This window comes from Bradyrhizobium sp. Kon58, from assembly GCF_055807455.1.
On record NZ_JBVVOT010000129.1, the window covers coordinates 1 to 518 of the forward strand.

At 70.1% G+C, this 518-nt stretch carries 1 pseudogene; it reads left to right on the forward strand.

From position 1 onward, the window contains the following. A pseudogene (locus AC0L20_RS39785) lies at positions 1-518 on the forward strand (hybrid sensor histidine kinase/response regulator); the annotation flags it as partial.

The window sequence follows — 518 nt, forward strand, 5'->3', positions numbered from 1 at the left end:
ACCGAAGCCGAGCCCGAGGGCACCGACCGCGATCTCATCGACAAGCTGGAAGCGATGGTCGAGCAGGGCATGGCGGCTATGTCAGGCTCGGCGCAGCCGATGCCGGCCGGTGCTGCTGCTCCCGTGGCCGAAGCGCCGCCGCTGGTGCCGGAAGCACCTGTCGCCGCTGAAGCCGCGCCGTCCTCCGGCGTGCTGGCCGACCCGAGCCTGGAGCGTCCACTGCGTCCGGGCGAAGTCTCGCTCGACGAGCTCGAGCGCGCCTTCCGCGAGACCGCGATCGAAGTCCCGGCCCCGGTTGCCAAAGCCGAAGTCAAGGCCGAGCCCGCGCCCGCCGCTGAAGCGCCGGCGGCTGTTGCCAAGGACGCTGCCAAGGAAGCCAAGGCGCCCAAGGAAAAGGCCGCGCCGAAGAAGTCGATCGCCGACGAGGGCGCCGCCGAGGGGGCCAGCATCGCCAACCAGTCGATCCGCGTCAACGTGGATACGCTGGAGCATCTGATGACCATGGTCTCCGAGCTGGT